Origin of the sequence: Flavobacterium xinjiangense, assembly GCF_900142885.1 — a bacterium.
GTDB lineage: Bacteria > Bacteroidota > Bacteroidia > Flavobacteriales > Flavobacteriaceae > Flavobacterium > Flavobacterium xinjiangense.
Genome location: NZ_FRCL01000002.1, coordinates 352,552 through 376,645, shown reverse-complemented (window position 1 = coordinate 376,645; position 24,094 = coordinate 352,552). Strand labels below are relative to the sequence as shown.

Here is a 24,094-nt window from a genome sequence, read left to right as displayed (position 1 = left end):
ACACACCAAAACTTTACCCTGACTTATAACATTATTTTAGTTTCTCGTTGTTTTTATGGCGGTCTTTGTCTCGAACGGACTTTAAATCCATTTTTTTATCGAAAGCGGCTTGTAAATCAATTCCCGTTTGATTTGCAAGGCATAAAACCACAAAAACCACGTCAGCCAATTCTTCGCCTAGGTCTTTGTTTTTGTCGCTTTCTTTCTCGGATTGCTCTCCGTAACGGCGGGCAATGATTCGGGCCACTTCACCTACTTCTTCTGTAAGTTGCGCCATATTTGTCAATTCGTTGAAGTAGCGAACGCCGTGTTCTTTGATCCAAGTATCAACGTCTAGTTGGGAATTTTTTAGGTTCATTTTATAGTTTTTTTATTTAAACCCCTCATAATTTCAATCTAGATAGGGCTTACAAAATTATACTTTTTTAAGCACTATTTTTTCATTTTGTTTTTCAATAATTTTTTGAAAAAACTGTTTTAAATCTTCATAATAGTCAGGTACTAAAATTGCTGCATTTATTTCTCTTGTAATTATGATTTGAATTTTATTCCCTTCAGCTAAAGCATTAATTGTAAATAAAAGTACTTTATCCTCCGTAGCAATTTTCATGGCCTTGGGAATAGATTCCACAACATACCCCTCCGGAATTTCTATATTTATATTATATTTATCTTGCTTTGGATAACCAAAATAAATTGGCATCTTCCTTTTTTCCTGAAGAAATGGATTTTTCGTTAAAGCAAAAAACAACATGGGATTAACAAACATTCTATTGCCTATTCTTTCACAATGATTATCTGATGTAAAAGTAAAAGTTTCCAAGACAGGTTTTGAAAAATCTGTGTCTTTATTTTCTATCTCATAGTTACTAATTTGGATTCCATCCAAATCATTTTCTAATTTTTCCAGATAATTTTCTTTATTGATTTGCGCATTTTTTTCTCTAAAACTATACGCCTCATAGTCCGTATTTTGAACCCTGAGTTTACCTGTAATTTGACCAAGTCCATCAATTTTTGTCATCAAGGTATAATTGACCTTAGAAGGTAATTTTGGAACCAAATTAATTTCTTGAGAAGTCCCATCTTGTTTAATAAGTCGGCCCGTCCAGTTTAATGTATTGAACGGCAAAATATTTTTTGTCGTATATTTATGCGTTGCATCCAAAAGAATTTGTTTTCCATCTATTTCTGCCGCAGCAATTACATAATTAAAGACTGTCCTATTAGGAAAGATTGGAACCCCGTGTTCTATTGTACTTATCAAAACTGGATTAACATTTATTCCTGCAAGTTTCAACATTGCAATCAAAATGAAATTTATTTCAGCCACGTTACCTGCCCGATCAGCATATGCTTTTTTCACCCCTTTATCAGTGTAATACCCATATTCTTTATTCCAGTTCATTTTGTTTTGAATAAATTTAAAGATAACATCCAGCTTCTCGTCTTCAGAAACAACATTTTTAAGTATTGTCTTTATATCCGGAACAAGAAACAGTTGTTCATTAAGTTCTTTTCCGAAGCTTTTGTTTTCAAAAATGGTTTTAGCAACTCCTTCCCATGTAATAGAATAATCTTTGATGGGTTGCTCCGGAAAATGGGTTCTTTCCAATTCATTATAAATAGATGATCTGTAGTTTTCGATATTATCAATGTATCCCTCTTCTTTTAGTGCGGGAATATTTTCGGCAATATAATCACTGTTGATTTGCGTGTAACTAATAGCCGCAGATTGGTTATATTTATTTTCAAAATTCTGAAATCCGCTAACATATTTTGCTTCAACCTTAACTTTTAAGTAGCCTGTCAAAATCGGTTTATAAATAAAATATTCTGGAATTTCTGTTATATATTCGGCATAGTTAACCGGAATATCATATTGTATTTTAAATGCAGGAAACTTAACAATTCCCTCTGATTTCAAAATATATTTGAACTCTATTACGGAACCTACTTTGACATTAGGCATTGTTATAGAGGCTTCGCGCCAATATTCATTCATATTTTTCTTGAAATTGCCTTCACTGTTTAATTTAGTTTTAACAATATTGCCATTTTCTAGATTATAAGTTACACAATTTGAAAATTTAACAGATTCATCTTTCATCTCTTCATAACCAATATAATACGGAACCTCAAAATTTGCCCAACTAAGTCCTTCTTTTTTATAAATTTTGATTCTGTAGATGTATTCATGATTTACTGTGAATCCACTTATCGAATTATAACTAAAAAAAGTTCTTGCTTTTTTAAATAAAATGGCCGCAACTGCAGTAGAATCTTCAGCATGAAACTTTTCTAGGAGTTCTTTAGTAGAAACTTTTCCTAACTCAAAATTTTGCCCGCTACTTTTTGTAACACAGGAAACAAAAACCAAAATAATTATAACTTTAACAATTTTCATTAAATTATACTTTTTTAAGCACTATTTTTTCATTTTGCTTGTCAATCATTTTCTGAAAGAATTCTTTTAAAACAGTATAGTAATCCGCTGGAACTATTGCTGTGTTAATATCTGAGGTAATTGAAATTTGGATTTTATTTCCAGTAGAGCCAATAACATATTTATATGTTGCAATGTTATCTGGCGTAGCAATATTCATTGAAACAGGCAAAGATTCCACAGCATAACCTTCTGGTATTTCTATCATAATATTATACTTATTCTCTATAGGAAATCCAAAATCAACTGGATATGCTCTTGTTTCCTGCTTAAAGGGATTTACTTTAGTTGACAAAAACAATAATGGAGCTATATAGATTTTTCCATTTATACTTTCAAAATCTTTGGAATCTTTAAAAGTATATGTTTCAAGAATTGGGTTTGACAAGTCCAAATCATTTTCTCTTACATAACCACTTATTTCAATACCATTGTTTTTGTTTTCTAAATCTTCAAGATAAGTGTCTTTGCTTGTTATTATGTTTTTTTGTCTAAAAGAAAGTGCTTCCTGATTAGTAAGCTGTTTTCTTATTTTCCCGGTAATCACACCATTGCTATTGATAACAAAACTAGTATTTATGATTTCTTTCGAAAGTGTTTTTGGCCTCAAATCCACATCTATAGATGTTCCATCTTTTCTAATTAGCCTTCCAAACCAGTTTAAATCTCGTAATGGCAAAATATTTAGCAACGAGTATTTTTCTGTTGCATCCAATAAGATTTGACCTTCTGGGGTTTCCACTGCTGCAATTACATAATTAAAAGCCGTTCTACTCGGAAACAAAGCAATTCCGTTATCCCGAGTACTGACCAAAACAGGATTAGCATCAAAGCCCGCAAAACGCAACATGGCCGTCAGCATCAAATTTATTTCTGCTACATTTCCAGTTTTATCTTTGTACGCTTTTCTAACTCCATCATTACAGTAATAATTCTCAAAACTATTCCATTTTACACTTGTTTTTACAAAGTTGAAAATCGCATCTATTTTTTCTTCCCTTGAATTCAATCCGCTGATTAATTTATTAACATCCTCCTCAAAATAACCCGTTTTATTCAACTCTCCTCCAAAATCATCATAATCATAAATTGTTTTTGTAACCGCTTCCCAATCTGTTGAAAACGATTTAAAAATACTCCCTGGAATGTTTACCAATGCTAATTCATAGGAAATACTAGCTCTATAATTATTAATATTATTTACAAATGATTCCTCATTTATCGCAGGAATATTTTCTAATTTATAAACTTCCGATGTTTCGCGATTATAGGTTGGCACCGATGAAAGTTTAGGATAAATAAAACCTTTTGTACGCTTGTTAAAGGTTAGGAAATAAGGGATTTTGACATTATATTCCGAAAAATTTACAGGAATACTATATTGAAAATACCAATCTCGCAATGACCCAAAATTTCCAGATCTGACTGTATATTCGTATTCTATAATAGATCCTTCTCTAACATTAGGCATTGCAATTTTTTTCTTGCTATAATATTTGTTTATTTTTTGTTCAAATTCACCTTCACTTTTCAATTTTGTTTTTTCAATTTTACCGTCAACTAGATTATAAGTTATTGCGCCAGAAAAGGATACAGTTTCTCCATTTAAATAATGCAAAATTTCTTCATTTGCCCATTTATAACCTTCTTTTTTATAAATTTTGATTTTAGTTGTTACCTTAGTTATAGTTGTTAAATCTTCAAAATAAACTCTACATGTTTTAAATAACATAACCGCAGGCGCAGACGGATCTTTCGGATGTTCTTTTTCTTCTAATTCCGCAATTGAAACTTTACCCAATTCAAAAGTTTGTGCTTTGGTATTTGAAAAATAAACCAAAAACAATACAATAAACAGTGTTTTTTTGAATGACATATGGTACTATATTTTTGTTAGAACTATTTTCTCATTTTCTTTTGCAACCATACCCTGATAATATTCTTTTAACATTGAATAATATTCAGATGAAATAATCGCTGTATTTATTTGATTTGTTATTACTAACTGAATTGTATTCTCAGATAAATTAGTCATAAATTTAAAACTACCTAAATTGTCCTGCATGTTAAGAACTGCAGGAGACGGCAATGTTTCTACTTTATATCCTTCTGGAATTTGAATATTAATACTGTATTTATCCAAGAATGGAAATCCATAATCAATAGGATATTCTCTATTTTCCTGTTTGAAAGGATTTTGTTGTTGAGAAAAAAACAACAATGGATTTATATAAATTTTACCTCCAATACCTTCACAAAGATTAGCACCTGAAAAAGAAAAGGTTTCACTTACAGGTAAGTTCAGTTCTTTTTCATTCGCTCTTGAATAGTCTTTTATTTCTATCTTTTCATTTTCATTTTCGAGCTTTTCCAGATAAGTTTCTTCTTTTATATTATCAGTATTTATTCTGTAAATCATCGCATTGTGATTTGTTCTTTGCCTTCTTAATTTCCCTGCAATCTGCCCATTTACATCGACCGAGTAATTCATCATTACGGTATTATTTGACACTACTTTCGGCATTAAATCAACCTCTTCGGATGTACCATCTTTTCGTATCAATCTCCCCATCCAGTTTAATGCCCTAAAAGGCAATATATTTGGCATCGAAAACTTATCTGAGGCATCCAACAATATTAATCCATTAGGAGTTTCTACTGCTGCGATAACATAATTAAAAGCGGTTCTATTAGGAAAAATTGCAATTCCATTAGAACGAGTGCTAACTAAAACTGGATTCGCAGTCAATCCTGAATAACGCAACATAGCGGTTAGCATCAGATTAATTTCAGCAATATTTCCAGTCTTTTCTTTATACGCTTTTTTTACCCCATCATTACAAGAATAACCGTAGTAATCATTCCATTTTACGGTAGTTTTTACATAATTTAATAGTGCCGTAATTTTTTCTTCCGGCGTGCTTAAACCTGCAATTACATTTTTCATATCCTCTTCAAAGTATCCCGTTTTATTTAATTCTGGTCCAAAATTATCAAATTCATAGATTGACTTTACTACCGAATTCCAATCGGCAGATATCATTTTTAAAGGCTCATCCGGAAATTTGGTCGTTGATAATTCTTGTGACAAACTAACAGCATAATTATTAACATTATTTACATAAACCTCATCTTTCAAAGCAGGTAAATTTTCGACTATATAGGACGTTTTTGTTTCTTGATAGAAAATCTTTCTTTCGGAAAATTTAGTTCCTTGGCCCACAATAATTTCTTTATCGACCATAACTATTTCCCGATTTTTTTTATCTGAAATCACCCTTGGTGTAATAAATCCTTTAAAACGGTTCGTAAAAGAAAAATAGTCTGGTATGTAGGTCGTATATTCAACATAATTTACAGGAATATTTGTTTGAAAATCAAAATCTTTAAATGAACCTACATTGGGAGATTTAATAGTATATTCGTATTCAATTACCGATCCTACTTTAACGTTAGGCATGGTAATTTTCTTTTTGCTCAAAAACTTATCTATATTTTCTTCGAACTCGCCTTCACCCTTTAGTTTTGTTTTTTCTATTTTACCTCCAACCAAATTATAAGTAATTGCATCCGTGAAATCAACAGTTTCTTTAAAAAAAGATACTTTTACAAAATTCACCTGTTGATTAGCCCAATCATATCCTTCTTTTTTATAAATTTTTATACGGAGAGCTACTTTGGTTATTACCGTGAAGCCAACACCATTTGAATATTCGCATCTAGTTTCTCCTTTCTTGAACAATATTGCAGCAACGGCGGATGTGTCTTTCGGGTTTACTTTTTCTTGAAGCTCTTCTATTGAAACTTTTCCAAGTTTAAATTCTTGCGCATTTGCTTTTAAAAAAAATAGAGTGAAAAATAAAATAATGGCTAGTTGGTTACATTTCATGGTTTATATATTCTTGGTTAAAATAATTTTGGCATTGTCGTTTCTGGAAATTTGTTCTATAAAAAGTCGGTACTCATCATATTCTTTGCTAGAATACAATCCTTTTTTCAAGAACATGGTGCGCTTGTAAACAAGATTAGTAGCATCTTTCTTGATGATTTCGGTTTTATATTCTCCAAACTTCGTTTTCAATTCAAAATTACTCGGTAGAAATTCAATAGAAAATCCTGATGGCAAACTAATCTCAATTTCATCTCCATCAGCATATCCTCTTTGAATTTCAAACGGGTTTTTCCGATTTCGGATTCGTTTTACATTTCCTGTAATTTGGTTATACCCATTAACCACAAACATTATCTTATTTCCTGAAATACTTCCATAATTAACAGCACTAATTTCAGCATTTTCAGTAAAACTGATATTTTCCTTATCGTTAGTAAATGTTATTTTATCAATTTTTAAATTATTGATATTATCCCAATATTTTTTATAATGCGCTTCTTTATCTGTAGGCTGAAAATTCTCTATAGCTGCTTTTTGATTGTATTGTGACCCTTCTGAGACAATAATTATTTTCCCTAAAAAATCTCCCGTTTGCGACAAAGAAAATTTTCCTTTACTGATTTGAGTATTGTCTTTGTCTTGATAAATTTTAGTTCGCACAATTTCTCCTCCGTCTGGCTTCATAATTAAAACATCTCTATCGTCAGTAAAGGTTCCTTGATAACCAAAAGGAGTGTCCTGACTAGTACATTCCAACCAAATATAATTATCTCCATTAGGAATCGATAAAATCATATGATTGCCTTGCATGGATACAAAATCAGGCTCAATATTTCGTTTGCGAGAACTTCCGTATAGAATAGTATTGTATGACGGCACATCAACTGCATTAAGAAGTGCCTTTGTATAATTAGTCAATGCTTTACAATCACCATATCCTAATCGATCAACATCAGCAGCTAACATTGGTTTCCACCCTCCAATTCCAATACTGATATTTACATATCGCGATTTTTGCTGCACATAATTATAAATCAATTTTGCTTTCTTTATTGGATCTTTTTCGTCCCCAACAAGCGCTTTCATTTTTAATTTGGTTTCTTCAGATAATTCAGTTGTTCCTGACAAAATTTTTTCAGAATACCATTGCCCGAATCCTGACCAGGTTTTAGCGGTTCCATCTACATTTTCAAGGTGAAAATTTTCTAAGCCCATCATTACTTTTGGAAAAATAGTATTAAACACAGGACTATAATCCTCTTCTTTTTGAGCGGTAATATTGGTGGCTGTATAGGAAAGTTGTGTGGAGGAATCTATCGTTTTGTTAATTTTAAAATTGGAAAAATTCGATTCCATTTTTTTAAAGCCAAGATTGTCAGGATAATTCACATTCAAGATGCTTTTTTCAATACTTACAAAATAATCACTTAAGGGATACCATTGTGGAATAAAAGCAGTGTTTGAACTTTCTACTTCACTTTCATAAATTATGGTAAAAGGGTATTGAGTGGGTGTATAATCCAAATAAATAATACGATCATCCGAAAAAAGTGTACTTCCACTCACTGCACTTTGATCTTTGAAATCTTTCCTTTTTATTTTTTTAATTTCAATACCAAGACCATCAAAGACTGATGCTTCAATATTTTTCACAGAAGAAGTTTTGCTGTAATATTCTGTTGCTTCAATTTCGCCAATTCCCTTTTCATTTAGAACGGTGACCACTCTTTTGGTCATGATATTCATATTCCTTTGTGACGAAATAGTTATATCAATTTGATTTAAACGAACTATTGCATTTGCGTTTTCCTTGAGGCTATCAGCGATAGATATCGTATTATATTCGCTTTTTTGTGCAAAAAGTAATGTAGAAGAAAACAACAATAGAAAACAAGTAAATTTAAATTGCATAGATTACATTTTTCTCAAATTTATAAGAAAAATTCGGCAAAAAAAATTTATTCTCTATTTTTACTATCTATTTGTATCGTTACAGGGCCATCATTTAACAAAAGTACCTTCATATCCGCACCAAAAATTCCCGTTTGAACTTTCTTAGCCAACTCAATTTCTAATCGTTCTACAAAATTCTCATACAGTGGAATGGCAACTTCTGGTTTTGACGCTTTTAAATACGACGGACGATTTCCTTTTTTGGTAGAAGCATGAAGTGTAAACTGACTTACCACAATTATATCGCCGTCAATATCTCTTACGGATAAATTCATAACATGATTTGAATCATCAAATATGCGAAGATTGACAATTTTACCTACAAGCCAATTAATATCTTCTTGGGCATCGACATCTTCAATACCAACTAAAACCAATAATCCTTTTTGGATATCGGCTACGATTTTATTGTCTATGGTTACTGAGGCGGAGGAAACTCTTTGGAGGACGATTTTCAAAATAATGGTGAATTATGAATGATAAATTATGAATGGTGCATATTCATAATTATTCCCTTGTTTTATCGCTTATTATACGGTCTTCGTTATGGATATCAGTACGGTAATTTTCATCATCCCCTTCCAGTATCTTGAGGTAACTTCTATAGCGGGACCAAGCGATTTCATCTTTTTCTAAAGCTGCTTTAATGGCGCAATGCGGTTCCTCTTTATGCAGGCAATTATTAAACTTACACTGCTCCTTCAATTTGAAAAATTCAGGGAAATAACCACTGATTTCTTCTTTTTCCATATCGACAATCCCAAAACCTTTGATACCGGGTGTATCAATAATTTTAGCGTCAAAAGACAAATCGTACATCTCGGCAAAAGTTGTCGTGTGTTGTCCTTGCTTACTTGCTTCCGAAATTGTTTTTGTTTTTAGATGTAATGTAGGTTCCATGGCATTTACCAAAGTCGATTTCCCAACACCGGAATGTCCGGAGAACATGCTCACTTTACCAATCATCATCTCTTTTAACTCCTCAATCCCTTTCATTTCAGTAGAAGAAACGCGCAAGCATTTGTATCCAATTTCTTGATACACATGTTGCATATACAATTGCTCATCTAGAGTAGCATCGTCAAAAGTGTCAATTTTATTAAAAACTAAAATCGTTTCGATGCCATACGCTTCGGCTGTAACCAGAAAACGGTCAATAAAATTAAAAGTCGTTGGCGGATTGTTTATCGTAACCAACAAGAAAACCCGATCGATATTCGAAGCAATTATATGCATCTGATGCGATAAATTCACTGACTTTCGAACAATATAATTCTTTCTGTCGTGAATTTTATGAATGGTTCCTGTAACGGTATCGGATGATTCTTCGAGTTCATAATCCACAATATCACCTACAGCAATAGGATTGGTGCTTTTGATTCCTTTTATACGGAATTTCCCTTTCATACGGCATTCGATAAAATCCCCTTGTTCAGATTTTACGGTGTACCAACTTCCTGTAGATTTGTAAACTAGTCCTGTCATGGTGCAAAGGTAAAATTTTGTTTTAAGTTTATCCCGTCACTTGTTGATAAAGTTTATAGTTTTTAAGACTACCCATAAATAAAAAATCTCCACAACCTTAAATTTAAAGCTGTGGAGATTGATTTCATAAGAATACTACTGATATATAGATTCCTTATTTTTTTACTTGGTAAGGAAAATTACGCCCCACTTTTCTCATCATTCTTTCCATGACAGCATTTGCTGAGCTCATCACATCTTCGTTCATCTCTTTATAAAATCTCCAAAGCAAATCTCCATCTATTCCATTGTAAACGTTCATAGTCATTTCTCCACTGGCTACTTTTCCCGTTCCAAAACCGATCAACAGAGTTTTTGCTAGTGCTAATCCCTCACTACTGGTTTTTTCATAAGCGTAACCACATTTGATTACTGCATCAACACCTAAAATTTTGGCAAGTGCATCCGGAGTCATTTCGTCAATTTTATCATAAACTGCACTTTGTTTCAAAAGAACATTTGTTCTTTCAATATCCTGAACAGTAACCGTATAATCATCTGATTTTCTCAAAAGATAAGTATACATTCCGGATTGTAAGTTAGAGCCTAGTTTTGTTTCTTCATCTCTATTTGTCTGCGCATCAAAATTTTTAGGTAATCTTTTATACGAGATCGATGCTTTAAAAGGCAATATTGCCACTGTTTTGTGTTCTGCAGTTAACTGAACTAATTTTGGCGATTCAAAAATTTGTTTTGCTCCTTCAAATTGTGCTAGCATTAGCGTTGTCGACAACAAGCAAATAAGCAGTAAAGTAATTCTTTTCATAATAATAAATTGATTTTAGGTTGCCGCAATAATACAAAAAAAACCTACAAATAAATTGTAGGTTTTAATAAATAAATTATTTACTTGAATCAATTACTTATTCAGCACTTTTTCCTGGTGACCAATACTTTCCTGGTGAATCGCTTTGAACATTTTTAGCACAAACTCTTCAGTCAATCCTTTTTTCTCTCCTTCAAGAATCATTTTACCTAGTATTTCATTCCAACGAGTATTTTGAAGAATGGCAACGTTAGCGTCTTTTTTTACTTGACCTATTTCATCCGCCACTTTCATACGTTTTCCTAATAAGTCTAATAAATTTTCATCCAAGATGTCGATATTCGTTCTCAATTTCGTCATCTTTTGAGTAAACTCTTCAGATACATCATTTACCTTTCTAACTTTCAAATCTACAAAAATTTGTTTCAAAGCAGTTGGTGTCACTTGTTGTGCAGCATCACTCCACGCATTGTCTGGATCATAATGTGTCTCGATAATCATACCGTCATAATTCAAATCCAATGCTTCTTGCGTTACCTCAAGAATCATGTTACGATCTCCTGTAATGTGAGACGGATCGATGATTAAAGGTAAGTCAGGGAATTTATTTTGCAATTCGATAGCAATTTGCCATTCTGGAATGTTTCTATATTTTGTTTTCTCGTAAGTAGAGAAACCTCTGTGGATTACCCCTAGTTTTTCGATTCCTGCATTGTACAAACGCTCCACTCCACCTAACCACAAAGATAAATCCGGGTTTACTGGGTTTTTTACTAATACAATTTTTTTAGTTCCTGCTAAAGCATCTGCAATTTCTTGCATAGCAAATGGATTTACTGTCGTTCTTGCACCAATCCACAATACATCGATATCATATTCCAAAGCTAATTTTACGTGAGCAGCATTTGCCACTTCCGTTCCCATTAACAATCCAGTTTCTTCTTTTGCTTTTTTCAACCATTTCAAACCTATTTCACCAACACCTTCAAATCCGCCCGGACGTGTTCTTGGTTTCCAAATTCCAGCTCTAAAAACACTTACATCTGAATCTTTCAATTCATGAGCAATTTTCAATACTTGTTCTTCTGTTTCAGCACTACAAGGTCCTGCGATAACAAATGGGTGAGTCAAATTGAATTCATTCAACCAATTTCTCATTTCTTTCTTGTTTTCCATCTTTTCTAATTTTATTTTTTTAGTTTTTTGTGTTGTTCTTCTTTAACGTAAACTGTGATTGAACACTGATCACTTTTTTACATTTATTCCGTTTAATATTTCTTTTATTTTATTAACACTCTGCATTTCATTATAAATCGCATCGTAATCTTCCTTTTCTAATAGCTCTTTAAATTTTGATAAATTCGAAATATACTCTTCTAATGTCTTTACCACTTGCTTCCTGTTTTGTTTAAAAATCGGCGTCCACATTGCAGGGGAACTTTTAGCTAAACGAACCGTACTTTCAAAACCGGAACCGGCCATATCAAAAATATCCTGTTCATCTTTCTCTTTATTGATAACCGTTTTTCCTAGCATAAACGCACTGATATGTGACAAATGCGAAACGTAAGCAATGTGCTTGTCATGTGATTTTGGGTCCATATACCGGATTCTCATTCCCATTTCTTTAAACAAATCCAATGCTCTTTCCTGTAATTTGAAAGTCGTTTTTTCTACCTCACAAATAATATTCGTCTTCCCCTGAAACAATCCTTTTATCGCTGCCGATGGACCTGAAAATTCCGTTCCTGCAATAGGATGTGTTGCTATAAAATTCCTTCTTTTAGGATGATTGGCTACTGCTTCGCAAATGGGCATTTTGGTTGACCCAACTTCAAAAACAATACTATTATCTCCAATAACATCCAAAACTCTTGGCAAAACCTGCAATGCAACATCAACAGGAACCGAAACGATTACAAAGTCTGCATCCACTAAATCATCAAATGCCGCGCCTTCATCAACAACTCCTAAAGCTAGGGCTTCCGCCAAATGACTTTCGTTATTATCAATTCCATAAATTTTGGCTTCCGGATGCAACGTTTTAATGTCCAATGCCATCGAACCGCCTATCAATCCTATTCCTATTACAAATACTTTCATTTCTTGTTTTTTTGTAGCTAATCCTGCTATCCGCTATATCTTTTTTGGCCGAAAAAGCCAAAAAAAGGATACCGCTTCTATCAGGGCTAGTGTATCTCGTTTTTTAGAACTTTTATTTTTCTTAAACGAATATTTTTATGCAAATCTATCAATTGCTTCTTGTACTTTTTCTTCTTTTACACAAAGTGCAAATCGTATGTATCCTTCACCATTGCTTCCAAAAATGGTTCCCGGTGTAATAAAAATAGATTTGTCATATAAAATTTCATCAATGAATTTCTCGGCTGATGTAATTCCGTCAGGCAATTTTGCCCAAACAAATAATCCGACACCTTCCTTATATACTTTACAACCTAATTTCTCCGCCAATTGTTCGGTAAGAATTCGGCGTTTTCTATAAATCGCATTCATCGATTCAAACCACGTTTTGTCACTTTTTAAAGCTGCAATCGCACCTTTTTGAATCCCGTAAAACATTCCGCTGTCCATGTTGCTTTTTACTTTTAGAACTGCATCGATACAAGCTGCATTTCCTAAAACCATTCCAACTCTCCAGCCCGCCATGTTGAAAGTCTTGCTCAAAGAATTCAATTCTAAAGCCACGTCTTTTGAGCCTTCTACTTGCAACAAACTCATCGGATTGTCATTCAAAACAAAACTATACGGATTGTCATTGACTAACAAAATATTATGTTTTTTGGCGAAAGCCACCAATTTTTCAAATAACTCCAAACTTCCTCTTGCTCCTGTTGGCATGTGCGGATAACCAATCCACATGATTTTCACTTTCGGTAAATCTAATTTTTCCAAAGCTTCAAAATCTGGTTCCCAGTTATTATTTTCTTTTAAATCATAATAAACGGGAATTGCTCCCACTAAATTTGTTACCGAAGTATATGTTGGATATCCTGGATTTGGAATCAATACGTGATCTCCTTCATTCAAGAAAGCCAGTGAAATATGCATAATACCTTCTTTAGACCCCATCAAAGGCAAAATTTCATTAGCTGGATTCAACGCAACATTAAAGTTGTTCTGATAGAAATCAGCCATGCCTTGTCGTAATTCCGGTAATCCTTGATAGCTCTGGTATTGATGCGCATTTTCATCTTGCATTGCTGCAACCACTGCGTCAACAACAGCTTGTGAAGGTTGTAAATCCGGGCTTCCAATTCCCATATTGATAATTGGTTTCCCTTCAGAAGCCAATTGTCTTACTTCTCTCAATTTTGAGGAGAAATAGTATTCTTCAATTATATCTAAACGCTTAGCGGTTGTAATCATGGTTTTGTATTTTTATATTCGCCTAACACTTTGAAGTATTCAGCCATAATGGTCAGTAATGCTTTTGCTTTTGCATAATCTTCGTATTTATCAAAAGTAACATCCACAAAAAAGGAATATTTCCAAGGTGTTTCAATTTTGGGCAACGATTGTATTTTGGTTAAATTCAGTTTACAATCACTCATTACATTCAGAACTGCTGCTAAACTGCCTCGTTTGTGATCCAATTCAAATTTGATGGAAGCTCTGTTTATTTCATTTTTGGAAACAAAATTATCGGCTTTATTAATGATAACAAATCTTGTCATGTTATTATTAATGGTCTGAATTTCCGGAGCCAAAATCTCTAAATCATACATTTCAGAAGCTGTTTTACTCGCAATTGCAGCAATGCCTTTTAATTGATTCTGATGAATTCTTCTGGCTGTTTCAGCGGTATCTTTATCTTCGACTAATTTTATATTTGGATACTTTTTCAAAAATCCCATACACTGTAATAAGGCCATTGGATGAGAATGTACTTCCAGGATATCTTCTATTTTTTGACCTTTTAAAGCCATAAAATTTTGATGAATATCTAAATAATGTTCTCCAATTATATGAAGATTATTTTTATCAATCAAAGCGTAATTCGGGATTATTGGTCCCGCAATAGAATTTTCTATCGCCATAACCGCTTGATCTGATTTACCTGACATTAGACTATCAATCAATTCCTCAAAAGACAAACATTCATCAACCTCAACATTTTGATAATAATATTCTTGTGCCACTTGATGATGAAAAGAGCCTTTTATACCTTGTATTGCAATTTTTGCATTCATATTCTAAACTTTTAAGCAAAAAAAAATCCTGATTTTCATCAGGATTGTATATTAGTTTTATTTGTTTGTTGTTTTTCAAATAACCATAGCACAATCCCTTACTTCCTAAAGAAGAAATAATAAGTGTTGCTAAAATAAAAACGGTTATGAGACATGATTGTGTGTGTTATTCTTAATAATTATAATGCAAATGTAGGCCTTATTTCGAACCAACCCAAAAAAAAATATTCTTTTACGTAACAAAAAACGAATTCTTTGTTAAACAACCTTTTTATTATCAAATACTTAAATAAATGATTTTTAATTCAGGGTTTATTACCGATTCCAAAATGACTTTTACGCTAATTTTATTAAAAAACAGTAATTAGGAAGCAATCATAACCGAAAGCCATCTTTTTCCTTCCGCAATTCGGGTAATCAGCATCGATGAAACAACATCACCATTGGCATTTAGTAAGGTTGCCATAGGATCCACTAAAGTTCCCACAATCATAGCAGCCGGTAAAGCTTGCTCCATCGGGAAACCATAAATGGTAATAGCCAAAATTTCTCCTATATATCCACCGTTTGGAATTCCGCCTTCAACCACCGAAACGATTACTGTGATTCCTAATGCTAACAGTAAAGTGTGCGGATCAGTGAAATCCTTGCCAAACATCGCAAAAATAACCGCAATCTTAATAATAGATGACATGCTCGATCCGTCTTTGTGCAAAGGCGCGCCTAATGGGATAGCAATATTGCGAATATGTGCTGGTATGTTCATTTTCTCCGCTGCTTCTAAATTGGCCGGTATTGTCGCGATACTGCTACAAGTTCCTAAAGCTGTTAATGACGGTGTAATATTATTTCCCCAAAAGACTTTTATTCCGTTTTTCCCACCAGCGATAAATGCATACAAACTAAAAAACACGACAAAATAGAACGCACAAACTGCATAATAAAGCCCCAAAGGTTTAGCATAAGCTCCAAATAATTGCGGTCCGAAAATCCCAACCTGATAGGCAAAATAAGCCCCTAATCCTATGGGAGCGGTTTTCATTATCAGATGCAGCAATTGTTTCATTACTTCATTTCCAGAATTTAGAAAATCTCTGAAACTGGCACCTTTTTCACCCGAACGCAAACTGGCAAAACCTATTAAAAAGGAAAATATAATTAATGCCAACATACTTTTTCGAGAAAGCAATTCATAAAAATCACCGGCAGTAAGCAATTGGGTAATTTGTGATCCTGCATTACCGCTTTGAATACTTTCTAATGGAATTTTTGAAATGATAATATCTTGATGAATCGGAAAAAGTAACACTCCAATAATCATTAATATTGCCGAAATAAGTACGGTACTTAAAAACACACCAATAACAATCACAAATAGTTTCCCTAATTTCTCTGATTTTTCTAAACTTGCAATCGAAGATGCGATGGTAAAAAAAATCAACGGTATTATTGCTGTAAACAGCAAATTCAAAAATATATCACCTAATGGCTTGATGATTTCTACATCTTTTCCAAAAACCAATCCTAATATACTTCCGGCTATAATTCCGCATAGTAACCAAATGATGCTACTGTATGTTTTAAATAAACTTGATTTACCGCTTTGTTGATTCATGTTTTTTAATTTTCTATAAATATAGAAATCTAATTGAGAAACATCCCAATCATTATTAAACTTTAAAGCGTTGAAGATACAGTTTTAGATATTGTGAGCTGAAAACTAATAAATCAAAGATTATTCTGTTTACTTTTGTAACAAAATATATTCCATGTCAATAGAAGTAAATAATATCTCAAAAAGCTACGGTGCCCAAAAAGCGTTGGATAACATTTCTTTTTCTGTAAAAAAAGGAGAAATCGTTGGTTTCTTGGGTCCAAATGGAGCCGGGAAATCGACTTTAATGAAAATATTGACCACGTACATCAATGCCGATGAAGGCTCTGCAATCGTAAATGGAAATGATGTAAACACTCAACAAAAAGCAGTGCAACTTTCTATTGGCTACCTTCCGGAACACAATCCGTTGTATTTGGATTTGTATGTGAGGGAATATTTGGCTTTTAATGCTGATGTGTATAAAGTAGCCAAATCCCGAATCGAAGAAGTAATTCAATTGACAGGTCTAAGCACCGAAAGCCATAAAAAAATAGGGCAATTATCCAAAGGGTATCGTCAACGCGTAGGTCTTGCCAACGCTTTATTGCACAATCCCGATGTTTTGATTCTGGACGAACCAACTACCGGTTTAGATCCGAACCAATTGATTGAAATACGCAACGTAATTAAAAATGCAGGTAAAGACAAAACCGTTTTTCTTTCTACGCACATTATGCAGGAAGTGGAAGCCATTTGTGACCGTGTTATCATCATCAACAACGGAAAAATCGTTGCCGATAAAAAACTGGACAACTTAATCTCTGCCGACAAAGAACAGATTATAGAAGTAGAATTTGATTATAAAATAGAGGAACAAGCCATTGCTAAAATTCCTCATTTGAAATCTTTCAAAAACACTCATGATTTTTCCTGGGAACTGACTTTTGTATCCGATAAAGATATGCGTCCGGCGGTTTTTGATTTTGCTCATGATAATGGTTTGAAAACCTTACAACTCAATCAGAAGAATAAAAACTTGGAGGCTGTTTTTAGAGAAATAACAAAGGAGTAGTATTCAAATTGCTGATTTTAGATAAAACAACTCAGTTTTGTCATTCCGACGAAGGAGGAATCTCATCATGTGGGATTCCTCCTTCGTCGGAATGACAAAATAATGAGAATTTGTAAGGACTAACGATATTGAGGAATATTAAATCCCTAGCCCAGATAGAAGTGAAAATCCTTTTCTTGTCTCGTCTTTTGAGACAAGAAAAGATTGTAACGAATAGCTGGAAATAGCTCCTAAAAAACCTTACTCGCTATTTGACGAATATTTTCTGATTTTCCCATAGAATAATAGTGCAACACGGGAACGCCGGCCGCTTTCAACTCTAATGATTGTTGAATCGCCCATTCTATTCCTACTTGTCTGATATCCGCATTATTTTTGCATTGATCAACAGCCTGAATCAAATCTTCCGGTAAATCGATTCGGAAAATTTGTGGCAATACTTGTAAGTGTCTTTGTACCGCGATTGGTTTGATTCCTGGAATAATAGGAACGGTAATTCCCATTTCTCTCGCTTTGGCAACAAATTCAAAGTATTTAGCATTGTCAAAAAACATTTGCGTAACCACATAATCAGCTCCTGCATCCACTTTTTCCTTCAGTCTTTTTAAATCGGATTGCAAAGAAGGAGATTCCAAATGTTTCTCCGGATAACCCGCAACTCCAATACAAAAATTGGCTTTATTATCAACTTCCATCACATCATGCAGGTATTTTCCTTGATTCAATTGATAGATTTGTTTCACCAAATCGACAGCAAAATCATTCCCTCCCTTTTTTGGCATAAAATATTGTTCGTCTTTCATCGCATCACCACGCAGCGCCATTACGTTATCTAAACCCAAATAATGACAATCAACCAATAAATACTCGGTTTCTTCTTTGGTAAAACCTCCGCAAAGCACATGAGGAATGGTATCTACATTGTATTTATGTTTTATGGAAGCGCAAATTCCCAAGGTCCCAGGACGCATTCTGGTTAGTCTTTTGTCTAGTAAACCGTTGCCTTTATCCACGTAAATATATTCCTCGCGAGAAGTGGTAACGTCTATAAATGGTGGTTTAAACTCCATCAATGGATCAATATTATCGTATAATTCCTGAATGCTTTTGCCTTTTTGAGGCGGAATAATTTCAAACGAGAATAATGTATCCCCTTTTGCTGCTTCTATATGTTGTGTTACTTTCATCTTAAGTCTTAAAGTTTGAATGTCAAAAGTCTAAAGTCACGTCCTTTGGACTTTATGACTTTTGACTTTGTGACTAAATTTTTAATCTGCTATATTTGGGTTCAACCATTTCGTTGCGACTTCAGTGGAAACACTTCTTCGCTTGGCGTAATCAATAACTTGGTCTTCTTTTATTTTTCCGAGTCCAAAATACTTGCTTTCCGGATTCCCAAAATAATATCCAGAAACCGATGAAGCCGGCCACATTGCCATACTTTCCGTTAAAGTCACACCAATTTCTTTTTCTACATTTAGTAATTTCCAAATAGTAGGTTTTTCTAAATGGTCTGGACAAGCGGGATACCCTGGCGCCGGACGAATTCCTTTGTAATCTTCAGCAATCATTGCCTCTGTACTCAAAGCTTCATCGGACGAATAACCCCAAATTTCTTTACGGATTTTTTCGTGCAAATATTCGGCGAAAGCTTCAGCAAAACGGTCCGCCAATGCTTTTACCATAATCGAATTATAATCGTCTAAATCTCTTTCGAATTCAGCTGCCCATTCGTCAACACCAAAACCGGTAGTTACACAAAATGCACCCATATAATCGACTTTTCCACTGTCTTTTGGAGCAATAAAATCAGCCAATGCGATGTTTGGAGCTCCTTTAGTTTTTTGCGATTGCTGACGTAAAGTCAAGAATGTCTGCAATGGTTTTCCGTTTTCATCACTCAATTCAATATCATCATCGTTGATTTGATTCGCAGGAAAAATTCCGTAAATTCCTTTAGCGGTTAGTTTCTTTTCTCTCAAAATAACTTCCAACATTTCTTGTGCATCTGCAAAAACAGCCGTTGCTTGTTCTCCTACTACCTCATCCGTTAAAATCGCAGGGTATTTCCCGAACAATTCCCATGTTCTAAAAAATGGAGTCCAGTCAATATACGGAACCAAAACATCCAAATCGACTTCGATGGTTTGTTCTCCAATTACATTTGGTTTTACAGGAGTAAAATTGGCCCAATCCAATTGCAATTTATTTTTACGCGCTTGCTCAATGGTTAGGAAATTTTTATCTCGCGAACGATTCAAAAATGTTTCTCTAAAAGCATCATATTCTGCTCTAATATCGCTTGCGTATATCTTTCTGTCCTTATTTAATAAACTTCCAGCCACCGTCACGGCTCTCGAAGCATCGTTTACGTGTATTACTGTTTCTCTATATTGAGGCGCAATTTTCACCGCAGTATGTGCTCTAGAAGTCGTTGCTCCACCAATCATTACTGGGATTTTCAGCCCTCGTTTATCTAATTCTTTGGCGAGATAAACCATTTCATCCAGTGATGGCGTGATTAATCCGCTTAATCCAATAATATCTACATTGTGCTCAATGGCAGCTGCTATAATTTTTTCAGGTGGTACCATTACACCCAAATCTACTATCTCATAATTATTACAGGCCAGCACCACGCTAACAATATTTTTACCAATATCGTGTACATCGCCTTTTACGGTTGCCATAAGGATTTTTCCATTTCCTTGTTTGTCACCCGCTTGTTTGCTTGCTTCAATGTAAGGCAATAAATAGGCCACCGCTTTTTTCATTACACGTGCCGATTTTACAACCTGAGGTAAAAACATTTTACCGGAACCAAACAAATCACCCACAACATTCATTCCTGTCATCAAGTTAATTTCGATAACTTCAATAGGTTTTGTTGCTGCCTGTCTGGCTTCTTCAACATCAATTTCTATAAAGGCATCGACTCCTTTTACAAGGGAGTGTGTAATTCGTTCTTGAACGGTACCCGAACGCCATTCTTGAACTGCTTTTTCATTACTCTTTACATCTCCTTTTACATTCTCTGCAAAATCCAATAATCTTTCGGTTGCATCATCACGTCTGTTTAGAATAACATCTTCAACATGTTCTAATAAATCCTTTGGAATTTCATCATAAATGGAAAGCATCTCTGGGTTTACAATTCCCATCGTCATACCATGCTGAATCGCATGATATAAAAATACCGAGTGCATCGCTTCCCGAACCGTATCATTTCCTCTAAACGAAAACGAAACATTACTTACTCCACCACTAATGTGTGCATGAGGCAAATTTTCTCGAACCCATTTCGTTCCTCTAAAGAAATCCAAAGCATTCAAGCGGTGTTCTTCCATTCCTGTCGCTACGGGAAATATATTCAAATCGAAAATAATATCCTGTGGAGGAAAACCAACTTTATTCACTAATATATCATACGAACGTTGACAAATTTCTACTCGACGTTCGTAATTATCCGCTTGTCCCACCTCATCAAAAGCCATAATAATTGCCGCAGCACCATAGCGCTTAATCAATTTAGCATGATGAATGAATTGCTCTTCCCCTTCTTTCAAAGAAATTGAGTTTACAACACTCTTTCCTTGTACTACTTTCAGACCCGCTTCGATGATATCCCATTTTGAGCTATCAATCATAATTGGAACTCTAGAAATATCAGGTTCGGCAGCAATCAAATTCAGGAATTTTGTCATGGCATATTCGCCATCGAGCATTCCTTCATCCATATTAATATCGATGATTTGTGCGCCACCTTCTACTTGTTCTTTAGCGATACTGAGTGCTTCTTCGTATTTTTCTTCCTTAATTAATCGAAGGAATTTTCTAGAACCTGTAACATTGGTTCGTTCACCAATATTCACAAAAACGCTTTCCGGCGTAATGATTAAAGGCTCTAATCCCGATAATACAAGGTTTCTTCTAGTTTCTTGTGCCATTTTTTATTTTTTTTTGCCTCAAATTCACTAATTCCAATACATCGAGGCTATAATTCAGACGCAATACTTCGCGTCTCTTCGTTACATTGTTGCTGTTGATACTCTAGGTTTATATTCCTTAGCGATATCAGCAATCAACTTAATATGTTCTGGTGTTGTTCCGCAACAACCACCTATGATATTTACTAAATTATCGTCTAAATATTCTTTGATGAATGCTTGCATCTGTTCGGGCGTTTCATCGTACTCTCCAAATGCGTTTGGCAATCCTGCATTAGGATGTGCGGACACGTTGAAAGAAGTGTTTTGTGATAAGGTTTGCAAATATGGTTTTAATAAATCAGCACCCAGAGCACAATTGAATCCTACACTTAACAATGGAATGTGCGAAACCGAAACCAAAAAAGCTTCTACTGTTTGTCCTGAAAGTGTTCTTCCTGAAGCATCGGTAATTGTTCCTGAAACCATAATTGGAATATCGATATTACGCTCGTCTTTGACTTCTTCAATGGCAAAAAGTGCTGCTTTGGCATTTAAAGTGTCGAAAATAGTTTCCACCAAAAGTAAATCACAACCGCCGTCCATTAAGGCTTCTACTTGTTGTTTGTAAGCAATACGCAAATCATCAAAAGTTACGGCTCTGTAACCTGGGTCGTTTACATCTGGTGACATACTCGCCGTTCTATTTGTTGGTCCTATTGAACCTGCTACAAAACGAGGTTTATCCGGATTTTTGGCAGTAAATTCATCGGCTACTTCACGGGCGATTTTTGCCGATTCGTAGTTGAGTTCATAAACGTATTCTTCCAAATAATAATCCGCCATACCAATCGTGGTTCCTGAGAACGTATTGGTTTCAACGATATCTGCACCCGCCTCAAAATAAGCTGCATGAACTGCTTTGATAGCTTGCGGTTGTGTAAGTGACAATAAATCGTTATTTCCTTTTAAGGAATGCGGAAAATCTTTGAAACGCTCTCCACGAAAATCTTCTTCCGAAAAATTGTAACGTTGTAACATCGTTCCCATAGCTCCATCGAGTATGAGTATGTTTTTTTTAATGGCTTCTTGAATACTTGACATTTTATTTTTTTATTGTTGTTGTTTTGATGCTTGAAATAAAACCAAAAAAAACACAAATTTTTACTCTTTAGCCCCGATTGCAGCGGTATACTTTTTTTATTTTACCCTGTCAGGGTTTTGAACCCTGACAGGGTAAAATAAAAAAAGATATAGCGGAAAGCGGGAAGATTGATGGCGAAAAAACGCCAATCATTCGCTCCTGATACTGAAATTAATTCAGTAGTCAAAATATCGATATGTTGTCAAGAAAAGGTTTGAGAAATACTGAGGAAGTATTCTTGTGTTATCTATCTTAGATACTGAAATAAATTCAGCATAAAGTAGAATGTAGCACCTTCTTTAAAGATAAAGGGTTGCTAAGGTTTCATTGGGTCTTTCCCTCCGCCTTTCGTGATAACTTTCAATAAATATATGAACACTGCAAAGTAAAGACATAGCGTTAATACTTGCAAGCATTAACGCTATATTTTTTTACTAGTTTTATACTATGGCTTTTACCACCGCTTTTGGAGCTTCCTTACGGGTTCCGTCAAATCCGTCAACACCAGAAACTGTAGTATATTTCAACACATATTTTTTTCCCGGATTGATGATTTGGTAGGCTGCCTGGCACATTAATGTCGCCTCGTGGAATCCACATAGTATCAATTTTAATTTTCCTGGATAGGTATTTACATCCCCAATAGCGAAAATTCCCGGAATGTTTGTTTGATAATCCAACGCATTATTTACTTTGATCGCATTTTTTTCAATGTCTAATCCCCAGTCTCCTATTGGACCTAATTTTGGCGTTAATCCAAAAAGAGGAATGAAATAATCAGTTGGAATGGTTCTGTGCGCGCCATTTTCTTCAATATCGATTGATTCTAGATGTTCGGCACCGTTTAAACCAACAACTTCTGCGGGTGTGATCATTCTTATTTTTCCTGAATCTTTTAATTCTTGGACTTTTTCTACAGAATCTAAAGCGCCTCTAAATTCGTTTCTTCGGTGAATCAAAGTCACTTCGGAAGCAATATTAGAAAGGAATATACTCCAGTCTAAAGCAGAGTCTCCTCCTCCTGCAATAACTACTCTTTTGTCTCTGAATTTCTCCGGGTTCTTGATGAAATATTTTACACCTTTATCTTCGTAAAATTCGATATCTTCGATTAGTGGTTTTCTAGGCTCAAAACTTCCTAAACCACCAGCAATTGCTACAACCGAAGCGTGAAATTTCTTTCCTTTATTTGAGGTCACAATAAAACTTCCGTCCTCTTGTTTAGCTATAGTTTCTGCACGTTCTCCAAGTGTAAAACCGGGCTCAAACTGCTTTATTTGCTCCATTAAGTTATCTACCAAATCACCTGCTAATACTTCCGGAAAACCTGGAATATCATAAATAGGTTTTTTTGGATACAATTCAGATAATTGCCCGCCCGCCTGAGGTAATGCGTCTAAAATATGACATTTTAGCTTTAACAATCCTGCTTCAAAAACTGCAAATAAACCTGTTGGTCCGGCTCCTATAATTAATATGTCTGTTTTAACCATTTTTTTATTCTTTATATGTGTAATGTAATTATGCTAAACTATTTTACTGCAAATTAACGATTGGTTTTTA

The 24,094-nt window shown here is 34.3% G+C and carries 18 protein-coding genes and 1 riboswitch; of the genes, 1 reads left to right on the top strand and 17 read right to left on the bottom strand.

All coding sequences use genetic code 11. From position 1 onward, the window contains the following. Positions 1 to 31: 31 nt before the first annotated feature. The 13 genes from BUC23_RS03875 to BUC23_RS03815 all read right to left on the bottom strand — a co-directional run bounded on the left by BUC23_RS03875 (position 32) and on the right by BUC23_RS03815 (position 16,407). Positions 32 to 358, bottom strand: a complete 327-nt coding sequence (locus BUC23_RS03875; protein WP_039110839.1) for a nucleotide pyrophosphohydrolase — start codon at positions 356 to 358, stop codon at positions 32 to 34. A 57-nt stretch (positions 359 to 415) separates the two neighbouring features. Next, positions 416 to 2,407: a DUF3857 domain-containing protein gene (locus BUC23_RS03870; RefSeq protein WP_073205707.1), complete on the bottom strand. Its 1,992-nt coding sequence runs from the start codon at positions 2,405 to 2,407 to the stop codon at positions 416 to 418. 4 nt (positions 2,408 to 2,411) lie between these two features. After that, positions 2,412 to 4,322, bottom strand: a complete 1,911-nt coding sequence (locus BUC23_RS03865) for a transglutaminase family protein (protein WP_073205703.1) — start codon at positions 4,320 to 4,322, stop codon at positions 2,412 to 2,414. 6 nt (positions 4,323 to 4,328) lie between these two features. Further along, on the bottom strand, positions 4,329 to 6,335 hold the full coding sequence (locus BUC23_RS03860) for a DUF3857 domain-containing protein (protein ID WP_073205700.1): 2,007 nt from the start codon (positions 6,333 to 6,335) through the stop codon (positions 4,329 to 4,331). Positions 6,336 to 6,338: 3 nt separating this feature from the next. Then, a complete protein-coding gene (locus BUC23_RS03855) occupies positions 6,339 to 8,249 on the bottom strand; it encodes a DUF3857 domain-containing protein (RefSeq protein WP_073205696.1) in 1,911 nt (636 codons plus the stop codon). 47 nt (positions 8,250 to 8,296) lie between these two features. Further along, positions 8,297 to 8,749 (bottom strand): D-aminoacyl-tRNA deacylase, encoded by a 453-nt coding sequence (gene dtd, locus BUC23_RS03850; RefSeq protein ID WP_073205693.1) that lies wholly within the window; start codon positions 8,747 to 8,749, stop codon positions 8,297 to 8,299. A 49-nt stretch (positions 8,750 to 8,798) separates the two neighbouring features. After that, complete coding sequence (gene rsgA / locus BUC23_RS03845) at positions 8,799 to 9,776, bottom strand: ribosome small subunit-dependent GTPase A (RefSeq protein ID WP_073205690.1); 978 nt, start codon at positions 9,774 to 9,776, stop codon at positions 8,799 to 8,801. 154 nt (positions 9,777 to 9,930) lie between these two features. Continuing rightward, positions 9,931 to 10,581 (bottom strand): hypothetical protein, encoded by a 651-nt coding sequence (locus BUC23_RS03840; protein WP_073205687.1) that lies wholly within the window; start codon positions 10,579 to 10,581, stop codon positions 9,931 to 9,933. A gap of 93 nt (positions 10,582 to 10,674) precedes the next feature. Next, positions 10,675 to 11,757, bottom strand: coding sequence for a bifunctional 3-deoxy-7-phosphoheptulonate synthase/chorismate mutase type II (locus tag BUC23_RS03835; RefSeq protein ID WP_073205684.1), 1,083 nt, complete (start codon positions 11,755 to 11,757; stop codon positions 10,675 to 10,677). Between the two features lie 69 nt (positions 11,758 to 11,826). Further along, entirely contained in the window at positions 11,827 to 12,684 is an 858-nt protein-coding gene (locus tag BUC23_RS03830) for a prephenate dehydrogenase (RefSeq protein WP_073205681.1), read from the bottom strand. A 135-nt stretch (positions 12,685 to 12,819) separates the two neighbouring features. Then, positions 12,820 to 13,968 (bottom strand): aminotransferase class I/II-fold pyridoxal phosphate-dependent enzyme, encoded by a 1,149-nt coding sequence (locus BUC23_RS03825; RefSeq protein ID WP_073205678.1) that lies wholly within the window; start codon positions 13,966 to 13,968, stop codon positions 12,820 to 12,822. Then, positions 13,965 to 14,792 carry a prephenate dehydratase gene (locus BUC23_RS03820; RefSeq protein ID WP_073205675.1) on the bottom strand — a complete coding sequence of 276 codons (828 nt, stop codon included), beginning with the start codon at positions 14,790 to 14,792 and terminating at the stop codon, positions 13,965 to 13,967. The genes BUC23_RS03825 and BUC23_RS03820 overlap by 4 nt, the downstream gene beginning before the upstream one ends. A gap of 364 nt (positions 14,793 to 15,156) precedes the next feature. Continuing rightward, on the bottom strand, positions 15,157 to 16,407 hold the full coding sequence (locus BUC23_RS03815) for a dicarboxylate/amino acid:cation symporter (protein WP_073205672.1): 1,251 nt from the start codon (positions 16,405 to 16,407) through the stop codon (positions 15,157 to 15,159). 154 nt (positions 16,408 to 16,561) lie between these two features. On the opposite strand from BUC23_RS03815, the gene gldA reads away from it, so the two are divergent. Then, a complete protein-coding gene (gene gldA / locus BUC23_RS03810) occupies positions 16,562 to 17,461 on the top strand; it encodes a gliding motility-associated ABC transporter ATP-binding subunit GldA (protein WP_073205669.1) in 900 nt (299 codons plus the stop codon). A gap of 230 nt (positions 17,462 to 17,691) precedes the next feature. Here the strand turns inward: gldA and metF are convergent, their stop codons facing one another. From metF to BUC23_RS03790, 4 genes are all read right to left on the bottom strand, one after another. Next, the gene (gene metF / locus BUC23_RS03805; protein ID WP_073205665.1) at positions 17,692 to 18,648 is read right to left on the bottom strand and encodes a methylenetetrahydrofolate reductase [NAD(P)H]; all 957 of its coding nucleotides are present in this window, start codon (positions 18,646 to 18,648) and stop codon (positions 17,692 to 17,694) included. Positions 18,649 to 18,729: 81 nt separating this feature from the next. Continuing rightward, positions 18,730 to 21,408: a methionine synthase gene (gene metH, locus BUC23_RS03800; protein WP_073205662.1), complete on the bottom strand. Its 2,679-nt coding sequence runs from the start codon at positions 21,406 to 21,408 to the stop codon at positions 18,730 to 18,732. 81 nt (positions 21,409 to 21,489) lie between these two features. Next, positions 21,490 to 22,491: a homocysteine S-methyltransferase family protein gene (locus BUC23_RS03795; protein WP_073205658.1), complete on the bottom strand. Its 1,002-nt coding sequence runs from the start codon at positions 22,489 to 22,491 to the stop codon at positions 21,490 to 21,492. A gap of 280 nt (positions 22,492 to 22,771) precedes the next feature. Continuing rightward, positions 22,772 to 22,891, bottom strand: a riboswitch (SAM riboswitch). 80 nt (positions 22,892 to 22,971) lie between these two features. After that, entirely contained in the window at positions 22,972 to 24,024 is a 1,053-nt protein-coding gene (locus BUC23_RS03790; protein ID WP_073205656.1) for an NAD(P)/FAD-dependent oxidoreductase, read from the bottom strand. Positions 24,025 to 24,094 lie beyond the last annotated feature (70 nt).